This is a genomic window from Burkholderia sp. Bp9012, from assembly GCF_003853825.1.
Classification (GTDB): Bacteria; Pseudomonadota; Gammaproteobacteria; order Burkholderiales; family Burkholderiaceae; genus Burkholderia; species Burkholderia diffusa.
In genome coordinates, this window is the sequence record NZ_QTQA01000029.1 from 56,016 (window position 1) to 71,808 (window position 15,793).

A 15,793-nucleotide genomic window follows, 5' to 3' on the forward strand; every position below is an offset into this window, starting at 1 on the left:
GCGGCGCCACGCTTGCCGCTCGGCGCGCCTGCGTCGCCTCACCGAATCGCACCGGAACCTGAACGTCCTATGCAACGCATCCTCAACGTGCTGACTCATCCGCGTACGCTCTCGATTGTCGGGATCATCGCGCTAGCGGCGATTCTCTTCATCGTCGCCGACATGCTGCAGCTGCCGCTCCTGTGGGCGGCAATCGCCTTCGCGGCGATCCTCGTGCTGTGGCTTGGCGTCGCGTTGGTACGCCGCTGGCGCGTGAAGCGCGCGAACCAGCAGCTCGGCCAGGTGCTGGAAGAGCAGGCGGAAACCGGCAAGATCGCCGCGCCGGCCGCGGCCGCGCTCGCACCCGACACCAAGACCGCCGACCTCGACGTGCTGCGCACGCGCCTCTCCGACGCGGTCAAGACGATCAAGACGTCGAAGATCGGCCAGGTGTCGGGCGGCTCCGCGCTGTACGAGCTGCCGTGGTACATCGTCATCGGCAACCCGGCCGCCGGCAAGAGCAGCGCGGTGCTGAACTCCGGCCTGCAGTTTCCGTTCGCGGACAAGAACAGCGCCGTGATCCACGGCATCGGCGGCACGCGTAACTGCGACTGGTTCTTCACGACCGAAGGGATCCTGCTCGACACGGCCGGCCGCTACTCGGTGCACGAGGAAGACCGCAGCGAATGGCTCGGCTTTCTTGGCCTGCTGAAGCGTTATCGCCCGAAGGCGCCGATCAACGGCATCATCGTTACCGCGAGCATCGCCGAACTGACCGGCAACCGCCCCGAATTCGCGATCAACCTCGCGAAAAACCTCCGCCAGCGCGTTCAGGAGCTGACGGAAAAGCTCGAGGTGTTCGCGCCGGTCTACGTGATGTTCACGAAGGCCGACCTGATCACCGGCTTCACCGAATTCTTCAGCAGCAGCGACAAGCACGAATACGACCGCGTGTGGGGCGCCACCCTGCCCTACGAGCCAGACGACAAGCGCGACGTCGTCGCGCAATTCGACACGCACTTCGAGGAGCTCTACGAAGGGCTGAAGGAAATCAGCGTCGCGCAGCTGTCGCTGTCGCGCGGCAACCAGCTGTCGCCGGGCCAGTTGAGCTTCCCGCTCGAATTCTCGACGATCAAGCCGTCGCTGCGCGCGTTCCTCGCGACGCTGTTCGAGAACAACCCGTTCCAGTACAAGCCGATCTTCCGCGGCTTCTACTTCACCAGCGCGCTGCAGGAAGGCGAAACCAACAGCGCCGCCGCGCAGCGCATCGCGCACCGCTTCGGCCTCGACGCGAGCGCGCTGCCGAAGCCGCACAGCGCGTTTTCGAAGAACGGTTTCTTCCTGCGCGACCTGTTCTCGAAGGTGATCTTCGCGGATCGCCAGACCGTGCGCCAGTTCGCGAGCCCGACCAAGACCCGGCTGCGCTACGCGACCTTCTTCGGCTTCGTCGCGGCGCTCGCGCTCGCGCTCGGCGGCTGGACCTGGTCGACGATCGGCAACCAGCAGCTCGTCGCGAACGTGCAGGCCGACCTCGACAACGTCACGCGCCTGCAGCAGGGCCGCAACGATCTGCAGTCGCGTCTGCAGGCGATGGATATCCTGGAAGACCGGATCGAACAGCTCGAACAGTTCCGCCGCGACAAGCCGGTGTCGGTGTCGCTCGGCCTGTACCAGGGTGACCGTCTCGAACAGCACCTGCTGACCGAGTACTACAACGGCGTGCGCCAGATCCTGCTGGCGCCGGTCTCGCAGAACCTCGCGTCGTTCATGAAGGATGTGAACGCGCACCCCGAACAGCTCGTGCCGATGACGCGCCCGCCCGAATCGGGCGCCGTGCAGGGCGGCCCGATTCCCGTATCGACGAACCCGCCGGGCGCCACGCCGCTCGCCGGCGCCGCGCAAGGCGCATCCGCCGCGACCGCCGCCGCGCCGCAACAGGCGGCGGCACCGCAGGGCGGGTTGTACAGCGACGCGTCGCCGACCAACGTGCAGGACGCGTACAACGCGCTGAAGACTTACCTGATGCTGTCCGACAAGCGTCACGTCGAACAGGCGCACCTGACCGACCAGCTCGCACGCTTCTGGCGCGGCTGGCTCGAGACGAATCGCGGCAACATGCCGCGCGACGAGATGATCAAGAGCGCCGAGCGCATGATCTCGTTCTACCTCGCGCGCGTCAACGACGACGACTGGCCGATGATCGACGCGAACCTCGCGCTCGTCGACCAGACCCGCGAGAACCTGCGCCGCGTCGTGCGCGGCATGCCGGCCCGCCAGCGCGTCTATGAGGAAATCAAGGCGCGCGCGTCGACCCGCTTCGCGCCGATGACCATCGCGCGCATCGTCGGCGACGGCAACCAAGGGCTGGTCGCCGGCAGCTATGCGATTCCGGGCACGTTCACGCGCGAAGCGTGGTTCGACTACGTGCAGCCGGCGATCCGCGACGCGGCGACCAAGGAACTGCAGGCGAAGGACTGGGTGCTGAACACGTCGACGCAGGACGACCTGACGCTGGAAGGCAGTCCCGAGCAGATCCAGAAGACGCTCGTCGGCATGTACAAGACCGAATACGCGCAGCACTGGCAGAAGTTCATGCAGGGTATCGCGGTGCAGGGCTTCAGCAGCTTCGGCCAGGCCGTCGACGGGATGAACCGCCTCGGCGACCCGCAGGATTCGCCGATCCGCAAGATCCTCGAGACCGCGTACGACCAGACGTCGTGGGACAACCCGTCGCTGGCGAACGTCGCGATCAAGAAGGCGCAGACCGGCGTCGTGAACTGGGTCAAGCAACTGTTCACGCGCTCGCAGGCCGGCCAGGTGGCGGCCGCGAACATCGACATCAACGGCAATCCGGCCGAGGTGCCGATGGGTCCGATCGGCCAGGAGTTCATCGGGCTCGCGCGGATCGTCACGACGCACGACGGCACGTCGATGCTCAAGGGCTACATGGACTCGTTGTCGAAGGTCCGTACGCGCTTCAACGTGATCAAGAACCAGGGCGACCCCGGCCCCGGCGCGCGCCAGCTGATGCAGCAGACGCTCGACGGCAACGGCTCGGAACTGGCCGATTCGCTGAAGTTCGTCGACGAGCAGATGCTGACGGGCCTGACCGATTCGCAACGCAAGTCGCTGCGTCCGCTCCTGGTGCGCCCGCTGATGCAGGCGTTCTCGGTGGTGATCCAGCCGGCGAGCGCCGAAGTCAACAAGGTGTGGAACGCGCAGGTCTACCAGCCGTTCCAGAGCTCGCTCGCGACGAAGTACCCGTTCGCGGCGAACGCGAAGGTCGAGGCCGGCGCCGGTGAAATCGCGCAGGTGTTCGGTCCGGACGGTGCGATCGCGAAGTTCGTCGGCACGACGCTGGGCCCGCTCGCGGTGCGCCGCGGCGACACGCTTGCGGCCCGCACGTGGGGCGACATGGGCATCGGCCTCACGCCCGACTTCACGAACGGATTCGCACGCTGGGTCGCCCCGCTCGCCGGCGGCGCCGCGGGCGGCGCGGCCGCGGCGGCCGAACCGCAGACCGTGTTCCAGATCCTGCCGCAACCGAGCACTGGCACGACGGAATACACGATCGCGATCGACGGCCAGCAACTGCGCTACCGCAACACGCCGCCGCAGTGGACCAACTTCGTGTGGCCGAACCCGCAGGGTTCGCCGGGCGCGACGCTGTCCGCGACGACCTTCGACGGCCGCACCGTGCAACTCGTCAACGAACCGGGCCGCTACGGTCTCGAGAAGCTGATCAACTCGGCGCAGCGCAAGCGCCGTCCGGACGGCACCTTCGACCTCACGTGGGTCCAGGGCAGCGTGAACGTGTCGGTGACGATGCGCATCATCAGCACGTCGCAGCCGACGAGCGGCGGCGGCGACCAGCCGCAGCAGCAGAGCCTGCGCGGCCTGCAGCTGCCGTCGTCGGTCGCCGACGCGAGCGCGGGTGCCGCGCAGAACGCGACGCAGGCCGGCACGGGCACGCCGGCCGCGGCACCGGCACCGGCCGTCGCGGCCGCCACCGCAACGAATGCACAGGGGGCGCAATGACGCAAACCGTTCAGGCGCAGATCGCCTACTTCGGCAAGATTCCGTCGCGCGGCGACTTCGTGAAGAGCCCGCACAATCCGCAGCTGCTGCAGACGCTCGATCGCTGGATCGCGCAGGCGCTCGAACTGCTCGCGGAAGATCCGCGCTGGAAGATCGTCTACGAGGATGCGAAGCCGATGCATTTCGCGTTCCTCGGCTCGCGCAGCAAGCTCGCGATCGCGGGCCACATGGTCGCGAGCCACGACGTGTCGATGCGCCGCTTCCCGTTTCTCGGCGCGACCGCGCTCGAGGTCGACCGGCCGCTCGCGTTCCTCGCGCGCAGCCCGCTCGCGTTCGCCCGGCTGTGGTCGCGCGTCGCCGCGCAGATGCCGCCGCTGCTCGCGAAGGAGGAGCCGCCCGGCGCGCTGCAGGCGCTCGGCGACACGCAGGTGCCGATCGACGTCGGCGGCCCCGGCACGTCGCATGACGGCACCTTCAACGACTTCATCGAACACCAGTCGCTGTACGGCCTGCAGCAGATGCTGCTCGAAAGCGGCCATCCGGTCCGGCTGCGCGGTGCGATGCTCGCGCTCGGCTCGCTCTTGCGGCCCGTGATGCAGAGCGGCTCGTCGCACATCGAGCGCGGCCTCACGCTGCCGCTGCCCGTCGATCCGTTCTACCGAAGCCTCGTCGCCGCGTTCTGGCTCGAACTGATCGCACCGTTCGTCGCGCAGGCCGACTTCGAGCTCGCGATCTTCATCGGCACGATCGCCGAGCGCGAACGGCTGATCATCGGCTTCAACGGCGCGTCGTCGAAGACGCTGCTGAGCGTCGTCGACCCGCAGACCTACGCCGCCCACAACATCGACATCGACGATCCCGAATGGATCGACGCCCATGCGCAAAACGATCAGCAGATCAGCAAGCTCGTCAGCTACCTCGACCAACCGCAACTCTCGCTGCGCGTCGCCATCGACGCGTTCCGCGAAGCGTTCATCGGAGGCTGACGGGATGCAACGCACGAATCACGTCCGGCGCATGCGCTTCTCGGCGTTCGTTGCCGCCCTCGCCGCCGCCGGCCTCGTCGCCAGCGGCGCGGCCTACGCGCAGAACACCGGCGGCGCGACCGTCACGCCGATCGGCAACGGCACAGTCGCGACGACCGCGCTGCCGTCGTCCAACACGAACCTCGGCGCCGCGCCTGCTACCGCCTCCGGCACGCTGGTGCACGGCACGGCCGGCACGATCTCGCCGCCGCCCGCGAACGCGACACCCGGCCAGGTGGTGGTCGGCGGCAAGGTCCCGGACGAGGCGACCAAGGCCGCCGTGCTGCAGAAGCTGCGCGACACCTACGGCGCGGTGAATGTAGTCGACCAGATCGAGGTCGGCGACGTCGCGACGCCGCCGAACTGGAGCGCGAACGTGCAGAAGCTGCTCGGCGCGCAGCTCAAGCAGATCAGCAAGGGGCAACTGAAGATCAACGGCACGCAGATCGAGATGAAGGGCGAGGTGCACAACGAAGCACAGCGCCAGCAGCTCGCGAGCGACATGGCGAACACGCTGAACCCGACCTACACGATCAAGAACGGGCTGCGCGTGTCGGCATCCGAGCAGGGTGTGCTCGACCAGACGCTCGCGAACCGGACGATCGAGTTCGAGACCGGCAGCGCGACGCTGACGCCGCAGGGCAAGCTGATCCTCGACCAGATGGCGGCCGCCCTCGCGAAGATGCAGAACCGCACGGTCGACATCATCGGCCACACCGACAACTCGGGAAACCGGACGTCGAACATCGCGCTGAGCCAGGCGCGCGCGGATGCGGTGAAGGGTTATCTGATCACGAAGAGCATCCCGCCGCAGCAGATGACGACGACGGGCGTCGGGCCGGATCAGCCGATCGCGCCGAATGACACGGCGGATGGAAGGGCGAGGAATCGGCGGATCGAGTTCAGGGTGGGGCAGTAGGCGGAGCGGCGGTCAGCGTATACAAGGCCGCCGACCGATTCCGACAGGCGCAAGAAGCAATCTGATCTTCTGGAGGTAGCGCCAGACAGATTGCCGCTTGCCCTGCTCGCCGAAGACGACGATACCTTCGACATCCCGCAACTTTCATCCGCAAGAAATGCTGGCTATTCGGCCACCAAAACACGCTTGCCGCGCTCTTGCCCGATCTGCGCGGGCCGGGCGATCGTCAATACGTAGTTGCGCACGAACAAGCTGACGAACAGCAACGCCAGCGGCATGCTCGCTACGGCCAAAAACAGCAGCACTCCGTTTGCCCCGAAATCCGACGGAAGCAGGCGACCCAGTATCAGGTAAAGCGGCGCCAGCCCCAACGCGATAACTCGGCCGAGATTCGGGATGGCAGAAGATTCCTGGTGATACCGCTCGAACTCTGCTGCTCCGCGCTGGACTTCATAAACGACGACCTCGCCTCGATCGTCGAATACGTTGCCGAGAGAGGGCGTGGCATCGACCGTATGACGCACGTTTCGGTACGCTTTAACCGCCCAGAAGATATGCAGTACGATGCCGCCGATCAATCCTGCGCACCGCGCCAAGGCGGACATGGGCGCGAATATGAAAAAGCAAAAATATCCGAATACGCCGAAAAAGTAGTACGTCGCGAACATACCGAGCGACATGACCAGTCCGTAAGCGAACAACTCGTTCGTACCGCGATACCTGGCATAGATGAGCAGAAGTCCCGCACAGCAACCCACTGCAACCAGAACACCGATCCGCCACGGCCAGGTCGATATCGACAATTCGTCCGCATAGGCGGCATACGATATCCCTGCGCCCAACAACGGCAACACCAAGCACAGCGGCACCGCCTTCCTCGCCAATGCCAGCACGTGATCAGGCCGCAGTTGATCAACACAGCTCATACATAAGCCCCGACATCACTGACTGTCATCTCCTTTCAAATCACATGCTTTGATTTACCGTTGCGGCATCGGTGAACGGCACGGGTTCGCTCCGTCGCGCCGATGGAACCGCCCCGCGCCCTAGAACGATGCATCAGGCGCCATCAGCACCGGCTTCCGGTATTTTCGTTCCATCGCGTTCGGCAACTGGATCATCGTCACCCCGACCCTGATCATGACGCCGATCAACCAGAGCGATGCGGGGAACGTGATGGCCGCGACAAAGAACAGCACACCCCCGGTCCCAAAGTACATCGACAGTAGTCGGCTGAGCACCAGAAAGAATGGCGCAAGCGTCATGACGATCCACGAATGCCATTTGACGAACGGGCTGCGTTCGGAATAGGTGGAGTCCAGAATCTCGAAGAAGTCCTTCCGGCAGACAATCGCTCCGTCAAGGACGTCAAAAGCCCTGCCCTCGAAATCCGATTGCGCGATATGGCGTGTCAGCGCGACGTAGGAAAACACCAGCCAGTAGATGCTAAGCCCGCCCCCGATCACCAGCCCGGCGGTCCGGGCAAGAACCGGCATCGGGGCGAAAATGAAGTAGTAAAAGTAAAAGGCGATCCCGATCAAGGCATAGGCCGACAGCAAGCTGGTCAACCTGAGATATCCATAGACTATGAATTTCTTCGTACCCCGGCACACGAGCCAGCAAATCACTGGCGTCGCCACGCATGCCGCAGCAATTGCAACGCTGATTTGGCCAGGTAGGCTGGAAACGCCGTAATCGAATTTATAAGCGGTGAACGCGAGTGCAACCGCCAACGCGTTGAGCAAAATCCCGATCCACACAGCCTGGGCGACGGCCGGCGACAGCGATTTCTCCGTGCCGTTCACGACAGCCTCGTTCCTCATGGCAGCGCTCCGAACATCGGCGAGTAGGGGTTGTAATCCTTGGGCATGTACTTTTCGTAGCTTTCGCCGATCTCACGCAATTTGTTCGCCACCCACTTGGTAAATTCCACTTTCTTGTCTACGTAATTGACGATGTATCCGACGGCAACAGCAACGCCAATCGCGACAGCGACCGTAAGCGCCACCGGCACCGCAGCAATTGCGGCCGCCGACGCAATCGCACCCACCACCATCGACGTCAAAGCAGCCGTGAGGCCTGCGACAACCAGATCAATCCCAATCTTTGCAAAGAGATCGCACAAGTCCTTTCGAGGTTTTCCCGAGGCATCGACCTGCTTGTAGTCGTGATACCACTCCGCGAAGTCCAGCGCGATCGTCAATACAAGCGTAATAACGCCAGCCTTGGTCGTCATCGAGCCCTTGGCACTGCGCCAGGCCGCCTGCGCCATCGATTTAGCCGTCCCGGCGCCTCCGGTGATCGCCAGAATCTTCGTATTCTTCACGCTATACTTGGCGGCGGATATTTCTGTTCGGGATCCTATAGTTCCCTTGAATACCACATACCACTTTGGTCCGGCATTTCGATGAACAATCTTGATCAACTTGAATTTGCTCTTCATTAGCTCCCGGATCCATGGCAAGTTGTCTCCGACGTATCCAAAAAATCCGGCGACTTGACCGATGATCCAGTTGCGAGTCGCGACGTGAGCTGTATCGATCGCGGTCTCGTCCGCGCCGCCATTTTCCAGCGCCGTGATCAGATCGTTCGGTATCGTCTTCACGTCCACTTCGAATATATGCATTACTTGCGAGGTTTCCGCTTGTGCTGTGGGAGCGGCCAGTGGTAACAGCATTCTGCAGCTGTACTGATCGTCGATCGTGGTCATACCTGACGAAAGTCCGGAAAGACCGAGTTGCCAATTAGGACGATAGGTTGCCTGGCCGGTCGCGGCACTCGACGAGCCGGAAGGGTATTGCCAGAAATTCGCGAGTTTCGGCGTGCCGCTCACTCCCGATTGTCCGCCGTAGACGAGCGTAATGGGTTCCGGTTTGGTTTTAGGATCGGAACCGTGGTTGTCGGTGTTCAAGAGGAGCATCGAATATCGCTGAAGCTCCACCCCGTCCTTCTTAAGCACGAGAAACCCCTTGAAATCACGACCGATCCAGACGTGATACCGTTCTCCGTCCTGAAATTTTCCGGTCTTGACTCGTCGCTTCGCCTTGGTGTCGTAAAACCAATCCTCGGTGGCCTCGACGGTGTAGTTGTTGCCTTTGTGCAAATGCACCTCAAATACCACATCGCGATGTTTGCGCAACAGGACCGTGATATCTGTCTCAGCCCAGCAACTCACCGGTTCCCCCGGCAGATCGATACAAACCTGATGTTGAACAAGCGCCTTGCCACCCATTTTCACTCTCCCGTCCGCTTGACCTGACTGGCCACGAACTCGTCAAAATCGATGTTCTTCAATTCCGCCTTGCCTTCCGCGTCGAGTGCGACGCTATGCTCGATCCCGTCTTCCGTCGTGAACTTGATCGGCTCCCCATGCGGCACGTTGCCGTCGGCATCCACATAGCGAATCCGCATGTCTGCCTTCTTGCCTTCCGCCTTGAACGTCTTGTGCATGCTCGTCGGCCCGCTGAACGCGTGCTGTCCGCCCTTTACGTCGATCTTGCCCGGCGCGTGAATCTCGATGTTGCCGCCCTTGATCCGGACATACGCGCCGCCCGACGTCAGCAGAATCTCTTCCTTTGCGACACCTTCGATCGTTGAGGTCGCCGACAGCACCTTGATCGTCTTCTGCGCGACCATCTCGACGTTGTCGTTCTGTGCCTGAATCTCGACGGCGCCTTTCCCGGCAAAAAGCTTCATGCCCGCATTCTGCGCAAACAGGCTGAGCTTCTCCTTGACGCTCGCCACCAGCGATTTGCCGCTGACGAGATGCGTGCTCTGCCCGCTGACGACATTCACGTGCCGATCCGCGGCGATGTGCGCACTTTGCTGTGACGCCACCCCGATCCCCGCCGGGCTCGCGAACAGCATCACCGGCTCCTTGAACGCATTCGCATTCCCCGTCCCGCCACCGCCAGTCCTGCCACCGCCCGTCGTCGCCCCCGCCACGCTGTTCTGCGTCGCATCGGTGAATTGCTTCAGCGCATCGTGCCCGGTACCGAGACTCTCCGCCTGATGCATCTCGCTGACCTGCGACATCGACTCGATGAGCCCTTCCGCATTGACGAGCTGCTGCTTCGCTTCGCTGACATCGAGCGGCTGGCTGTTCGCCTGCTTCGGATGCGTCGTCACGTACAGGCCCTGCCCCGCACGCATCGCACCGTACGCATCCGTGCGCAGGTCGAAGCCGGAGCCGAGATACGCGCCGCGCGTATTCCCGTTCTGCTCGATCAGATAACCCAGATGAAGCAGCGAATTCGCGCTGCTGCTGAACAGGCGCGCGCGGTTCTGCCCGGTCGCGTCGTCGAGCACCATTTCGTTGTGCCCCGATCCCGCATACTCCTTGGAACGGAAGCCCGACAGGATCCCGTCGCTATGCCACTGCGGCTTAGCGGCGCCGTTGTACACGCGATGCATCACGATCGGTCGGTCGCAGTCGCCGCCGATGTAGCCGACCAGCACTTCCTCGCCGACCCGCGGAATATGCACGCCGCCGTAACCGCCGCCGGTATCTGACTGCACGACGCGCATCCAGCATGACGCCGTCTCGCGGCCTTCGCTCTGCCGGTCCCAGACGAACATGACCTTGATCCGGTTCAGCTCGTCCGTATAAACCTCTTCGCCCTTCGGCCCGACGACGATGGCTGTCTCGAGCTGCATCGCTGGCTTCCGATGCTCGAACGGGCTCCGATACGGCACGCTCGCGCGCTGTGCGTCGACCTCGACGAGATAGAACCCGGCCGAGCCGTCGTCATGCCCGACCTCGAACGCAGCTGCTTTCCCGTGACCGGCCTTCACCTGCGCCAGATCGTCCTGCAGGCTATGCGGGAAGCTCGCTTCGTGATCCGAGATAGGCAGATTGTTTTCGATGTAACGCGTGACGCCGATGGCCGCAAACTCGCGGTCGCTCGCCGAATCGCGGTCGTGCTCGGGATGATCGCTCAGCGTGAAGCGCCGGCCTGCGTCGATACCTCGCACACCGCCCACGCCGAAGAAGCGCTTCGCGCGCGACTCCCACTCCTCGAGGCGAATCTTCGACAGGTGTTCGCCGCGGTCCTGGCCCGGATACGTGTACGCGCCGGTGTATTCGTAGATTTCCGTCTGGCCCGGCAGGTCGCCCTGGCCGGCCTTCGTCGGCAGCGACGTGCCATTCGGATTGCCCGCCGACGACGGCGACTTGTAGTCGAACGTGCGCGTCGTGTGCAGCGTGCTTTGCAGCGTCCGCGACGCGGCCCATTGCGTGAAACCGGCGGTTTCGGTGCCCGTGCCCGAGCGGTCGAACGTGACGGCATTCGGCGACAGCGCATCGACCGCATGCAGGTCGTCGGTGATGACGAGCGTGTGCGCCTTCCCGTCTTCGTCGTGCCGCCAGAAACCGAACAGCCCTTCGTCCTCCATCAGACGGTGCACGAAGTTCCAGTCCGTTTCGCTCTGCCGGCAGTACGACCGCGACGGCAACGGCTTCGACAACGCGAACTGGTATCTGCCCCTGGCCTGCGGATGCATGTCGAACACGTCGGAGAGAATCGCGTCGACCGGCTGGTCCTGCCAGTACCGCATGTCGCTGTGGAACTTGAGGAAATGCATCCACGACGCGAAGCGCAACTGGTAACTCGACAGGCTGCCGTCGGCGCCGAGCCGCCGCGCCGTATGGATATAACCGTTGATCGGCAGATACGACTTGTCCGCCTGCTGGATCCACAGCGTCATCGGCTGCGCGATCAGCGTCTTGAGCTCGACGTCGCTCGCGGTGGACACGAGGTCGAGCACGACGCTGAAATCTCGGCCAAGCTCGGACCGCGTCACGGCGCGGCGCGGCACGAGCGCGTTATTCGGCAGCGACGGGATATCCGTCTTCAGCAGGCGGTCCTGCTGAATCAGGCCACCACGGATCGCCTGTGCCAGTTCGGTCACGTTCATGCGTCACCCTTCTTCTCGTTCATCGCGAACCCGCCGGGCCCGCGCTCTCAGGTCAAAAACCCATCGCTCACGACTGCTCGTCCGGCCTCACCCCAAGCAGCTCGCGAATATGCGACAGCGACCCGTCGTCCTTCACGACGCTCTCGAGCCACTTGTGCAGCGGCATGTCGGCCCATTCGGCGGCCTTGTCCGCGAGATACGCGACCGGGCTGTGCGGCTCGGTCTGACGAAAATAACGCGCGACGGCACGCAGCTGGTCGACGGCCTGCGCGCGGTTCTGGATGCCGGCGATCATCTGCGTCACCGGCGGACGCGGAGCGGTCTGCGACTGCACGTGGGTCTCCTCGCTGTGGAACGTATCGCCGAAGCTCGGCTCGATGCGCTCGGGCTGCGCCTGCGGCGCCGCTTGCGTGTGCGGCGCGCTACCCGTATAGCCCTGCTCGCGCGCGAAGCGCTCGGCGAGCCGGTACACGGTCTCGAACGCGTCGCGCGCCTGCCGGAAGCTCGGCGCCGAATCGCCCGCGCGCTCGACGAGCCGCTCCTCGAACGCATCGAGCGCGAATTCGAACGCCTTCAGGCTGGCGAGCAGCGTCGTGTAGAACGCGATCGGCGTCACGCGCCGCGACGCATCGACCTGCTCGACCGACGGCTTGCCGCGTGCGATGTCGTCCGCATGCTCGGGGTCGCGCCTCACGGCCTGCGCGACGTGCTGTGCGACTTCCCAGTCGAGCGTGGTGAACGCGTTCGACGCGCCCTCCGTCACCGGAATGCCGCGCAGCAGCTCGGCCGTGCGGCCGGACAGCCACGCGACGTTGCCGAGCCGGTATTCGACGTCGTCGCCTTCGGGCAGCGGATGCACGGTGTCCCAGTAGTCTCGGCACAGGCCCTCGAGCAGCGCATAACCTTCGGTGAGGCCGGTGATGCCATCCTCGAGCGCGAGCGCCTCGGTCAGCCACACGGCGAGCCGCAGATCCTTGGTGCGCGTGCGCAGCAGCTCGCCCGCGTGATCGACGACGAAGCCCCAGTCGGCCTCCTTGATCTCGGTCACCCATTCGCCCTGGTCGAGCGTCGGATCGTCATAGCGCCGCGCGTCCTGGATCGCGTCGAATTCATTCGAAAACAACAGGTCGTCGCCGCTGGGCGACGCGTCGCTGATCGGCGTCAGCAGCTCGGGGAGATTGATCGGCATGGTTCAGTGATTCCGTTGATGCATGAGATGTCGCGCGCGGGGCTCATTCGACGGTGTACGCGAATTCGCCGGCCTCGTCCGCGCGCACCGCGATGCGCGCGATGGCCGCGCCGTCGGCGATCCGGCCGAGCACGTGGCCCGCGATCTCCGGCAGCAGCGTGCCGTTCAGGATATGGTCGACGTTGCGGGCGCCCGAATCGACCTCGGTGCAGCGCGCGAGCACCGCATCGACGAGCGACTCGTCCCACTCGAACGCGGCCTTGTGGTTCGCTTCGATGCGGCGGCGGATGCGTTCGAGCTTCAGCTCGATGATCTCGGCCAGCACGTCGTCGGAAATCGGGTAGTACGGCACCACCTTCATCCGGCCGAGGAACGCCGGCTTGAAGGTCTTGTACAGCTGCGGGCGCAGCGCCTCGGCGAGCGCGTCCGGATCGGGCAGCTCCTCGGCCGGCTTGTTCAGGCACGCCTGCATCACCGCCGCCGACCCGACGTTCGACGTCAGGATGATCAGCGTGTTGCGGAAGTCGATCTCGCGCCCTTCGGCGTCGTCCATCGTGCCCTTGTCGAACACCTGGAAGAACATCTCGAGCACGTCCGGGTGCGCCTTCTCGACCTCGTCGAGCAGCACGACGGAATACGGATTGCGGCGCACGGCCTCGGTCAGCACGCCGCCCTCGCCGTAGCCGACGTAGCCCGGCGGCGAACCCTTCAGGCCCGACACGCTGTGCGCTTCCTGGTATTCGCTCATGTTGATCGTGACCATCTTGCGCTCGCCACCGTACAGGATGTCGGCCAGCGCGAGCGCGGTCTCTGTCTTGCCGACGCCCGACGGCCCGACGAACATGAAGACGCCGCGCGGCTTGTTCGGATCCTCGAGGTTCGCGGTCGCGGTGCGCACGCGCTGCGCGATCGCGTCGAGCGCGTGGTCCTGCCCGATCACGCGCGCGGTGAGCAGCGGCTGCAGGTTCAGCACCGTGTCGATCTCGTCCTTCACCATCCGGCCGAGCGGAATGCCCGTCCATGCCGCGACGATCTCGGCAACCACGTGGCCGTCGACCTGCAGCGGCACCATCGGCTCGCCGCCCTGCAGCGCGTGCAGTGCGGCGACGCGCTCGGCGAGCTTGTCGCGGGTCGCCTGCACGTCGACCGGCTGGCCGTCTTCCGACGGGCCGCGTGCCTTGTCGAGCGCTTCGCGCAACTCGGTGATCTCGGCGACGATCGCGCGCTCGGCTTCATAGCGCGCTTCGTCCTCGGTCAATTGCGCGAGCGCCGTGTCGCGTGCGCCGCGCAGCTCGCCGAGCCGCTCGTCGTGCGACGCGCCGCCGGCCGCTTCACGTTCCAGCGACGCGATTTCCGCGTCGATCCGCTCGATGCGCTTCTTCGTGTCGTCGATCGCGGCCGGCGTTGCGCTGTGCGCGAGCGCGACCTTCGCGCATGCGGTGTCGAGCACGCTGATCGCCTTGTCCGGCAGCTGGCGGCCGCTGATGTAGCGATGCGACAGGCGCACGGCCTCGGTGATCGCATCGTCGAGGATCCGCACGTTGAAGTGCTTCTCCATCAGCCCGGACATCCCGCGCAGCATCGCGGCCGCGAGCGGCTCGCTCGGCTCCTCGACCTTCACGACCTGGAAGCGCCGCGCGAGCGCCGCATCCTTCTCGAAGTACTTCTTGTATTCGCTCCAGGTCGTCGCGGCGATCGTGCGCAGTTCGCCGCGCGCGAGCGCCGGCTTCAGCAGGTTCGCCGCGTCGTTCTGGCCGGCCTGGCCGCCCGCGCCGATGATCGTGTGCGCCTCGTCGATGAACAGGATGATCGGATGTGCGCTCTTCTTCACCTCGTCGATCACGCTCTTCAGCCGGTTCTCGAACTCGCCCTTCACGCTCGCGCCGGCCTGCAGCAGGCCCATGTCGAGCACGTGCAGCGCGACGCCGCGCAACGGCGGCGGTACGTCGTCGGCGGCGATCCGCAGTGCGAGGCCCTCGACGACCGCCGTTTTGCCGACGCCGGCCTCGCCGGTCATGATCGGATTGTTCTGGCGGCGGCGCATCAGGATGTCGATAGCCTGGCGGATCTCGGCTTCGCGGCCGATCACCGGGTCGATCTTGCCGTCGCGCGCGCGCTGCGTGAGGTTGGTCGTGTACGTGTCGAGCGCGGGCGTCTTCGACGGGCCGGCCGCGGGCGCGGTGCCGTCGGCGGCCGGCGCGACGTCGCTGCCTTCCGCATCCGCCTGGCGCGGCTCGGCCTCGCTCGACCCGGCCATGATCTCGTCGAACTTGTGCTTCAGGTCCGTCACGTTCATTTCCGCGAACCGCGACGACATGCGCTGCGCGAACTGCGCGAGATCGGGCGCGGTCAGCAGCGCGAGCAGCAGGTGCCCCGAGCGGATGCGGCCGAGCTGCGAATCGAGCGACGCAATCAGCCATGCCTGCTCGAACAGCGCGATCAGGTGCACGGAGAACACCGGCGTGCGCGTGTTGCCCGTCTTCAGGCGCGTGAGTTCGCGCTCGAGATCGGCACGCAGCGCATGCGGATCGACACGGCTTGCGCGCAGCGCGAGCGGCAGGTCGCCCGTCGCTTCGTCGAGCAGCGCGAGGAACAGATGCTCCAGATCGACCTCGTAGTGGCCGCGCGCCAGGCACGCGCTCGCCGCGCGCTCGGTCGCGTGCCGGCACAGCGGATTCAGTTTCGTGATCAGGGTCTTCAGAGGCGTGCTCATGGCGTCGATCTCAG

Annotated in this window: 9 protein-coding genes; 3 read left to right on the top strand and 6 right to left on the bottom strand. The window is 64.9% G+C overall.

Features of this window, described 5'->3' with window-relative positions; genetic code table 11:
• Window positions 1-69: 69 nt before the first annotated feature.
• Genes tssM through DIE11_RS30345 form a run of 3 tightly spaced genes read left to right on the top strand, consistent with a single transcriptional unit; the run spans window position 70 to window position 5,961 of the window.
• A complete protein-coding gene (gene tssM / locus DIE11_RS30335) occupies window positions 70-4,017 on the top strand; it encodes a type VI secretion system membrane subunit TssM (RefSeq protein ID WP_124629108.1) in 3,948 nt (1,315 codons plus the stop codon).
• Complete coding sequence (tagF, locus tag DIE11_RS30340; protein ID WP_059607872.1) at window positions 4,014-5,003, top strand: type VI secretion system-associated protein TagF; 990 nt, start codon at window positions 4,014-4,016, stop codon at window positions 5,001-5,003. The genes tssM and tagF overlap by 4 nt, the downstream gene beginning before the upstream one ends.
• 4 nt (window positions 5,004-5,007) lie before the next feature.
• The gene (locus DIE11_RS30345; protein WP_124629110.1) at window positions 5,008-5,961 is read left to right on the top strand and encodes an OmpA family protein; all 954 of its coding nucleotides are present in this window, start codon (window positions 5,008-5,010) and stop codon (window positions 5,959-5,961) included.
• A 164-nt stretch (window positions 5,962-6,125) separates the two neighbouring features.
• On the opposite strand, the gene DIE11_RS30350 is transcribed toward DIE11_RS30345, so the two are convergent.
• The 6 genes from DIE11_RS30350 to tssH form a co-directional block, all read right to left on the bottom strand.
• Entirely contained in the window at window positions 6,126-6,887 is a 762-nt protein-coding gene (locus DIE11_RS30350; protein ID WP_124629111.1) for a hypothetical protein, read from the bottom strand.
• A gap of 120 nt (window positions 6,888-7,007) precedes the next feature.
• Window positions 7,008-7,784: a hypothetical protein gene (locus tag DIE11_RS30355; RefSeq protein ID WP_124629114.1), complete on the bottom strand. Its 777-nt coding sequence runs from the start codon at window positions 7,782-7,784 to the stop codon at window positions 7,008-7,010.
• Window positions 7,781-9,193, bottom strand: a complete 1,413-nt coding sequence (locus tag DIE11_RS30360; protein WP_124629116.1) for a hypothetical protein — start codon at window positions 9,191-9,193, stop codon at window positions 7,781-7,783. The genes DIE11_RS30355 and DIE11_RS30360 overlap by 4 nt, the downstream gene beginning before the upstream one ends.
• Before the next feature lie 2 nt (window positions 9,194-9,195).
• Window positions 9,196-11,877, bottom strand: coding sequence for a type VI secretion system Vgr family protein (locus tag DIE11_RS30365; protein ID WP_124629117.1), 2,682 nt, complete (start codon window positions 11,875-11,877; stop codon window positions 9,196-9,198).
• Between the two features lie 67 nt (window positions 11,878-11,944).
• Window positions 11,945-13,066 carry a type VI secretion system protein TssA gene (gene tssA / locus DIE11_RS30370; RefSeq protein WP_124629119.1) on the bottom strand — a complete coding sequence of 374 codons (1,122 nt, stop codon included), beginning with the start codon at window positions 13,064-13,066 and terminating at the stop codon, window positions 11,945-11,947.
• A 43-nt stretch (window positions 13,067-13,109) separates the two neighbouring features.
• A complete protein-coding gene (tssH, locus tag DIE11_RS30375) occupies window positions 13,110-15,779 on the bottom strand; it encodes a type VI secretion system ATPase TssH (protein ID WP_124629121.1) in 2,670 nt (889 codons plus the stop codon).
• Between the last annotated feature and the right edge of the window lie 14 nt (window positions 15,780-15,793).

Excerpts from the sequence above, each read along its gene's own strand:
- tssM (WP_124629108.1), top strand. The coding sequence starts at position 70 with ATGCAACGCATCCTCAACGTGCTGACTCATCCGCGTACGCTCTCGATT.
- tagF (WP_059607872.1), top strand. The coding sequence starts at position 4,014 with ATGACGCAAACCGTTCAGGCGCAGATCGCCTACTTCGGCAAGATTCCG.
- DIE11_RS30345 (WP_124629110.1), top strand. The coding sequence starts at position 5,008 with ATGCAACGCACGAATCACGTCCGGCGCATGCGCTTCTCGGCGTTCGTT.
- DIE11_RS30350 (WP_124629111.1), bottom strand. The coding sequence starts at position 6,887 with ATGAGCTGTGTTGATCAACTGCGGCCTGATCACGTGCTGGCATTGGCG.
- DIE11_RS30355 (WP_124629114.1), bottom strand. The coding sequence starts at position 7,784 with ATGAGGAACGAGGCTGTCGTGAACGGCACGGAGAAATCGCTGTCGCCG.
- DIE11_RS30360 (WP_124629116.1), bottom strand. The coding sequence starts at position 9,193 with ATGGGTGGCAAGGCGCTTGTTCAACATCAGGTTTGTATCGATCTGCCG.
- DIE11_RS30365 (WP_124629117.1), bottom strand. The coding sequence starts at position 11,877 with ATGAACGTGACCGAACTGGCACAGGCGATCCGTGGTGGCCTGATTCAG.
- tssA (WP_124629119.1), bottom strand. The coding sequence starts at position 13,066 with ATGCCGATCAATCTCCCCGAGCTGCTGACGCCGATCAGCGACGCGTCG.
- tssH (WP_124629121.1), bottom strand. The coding sequence starts at position 15,779 with ATGAGCACGCCTCTGAAGACCCTGATCACGAAACTGAATCCGCTGTGC.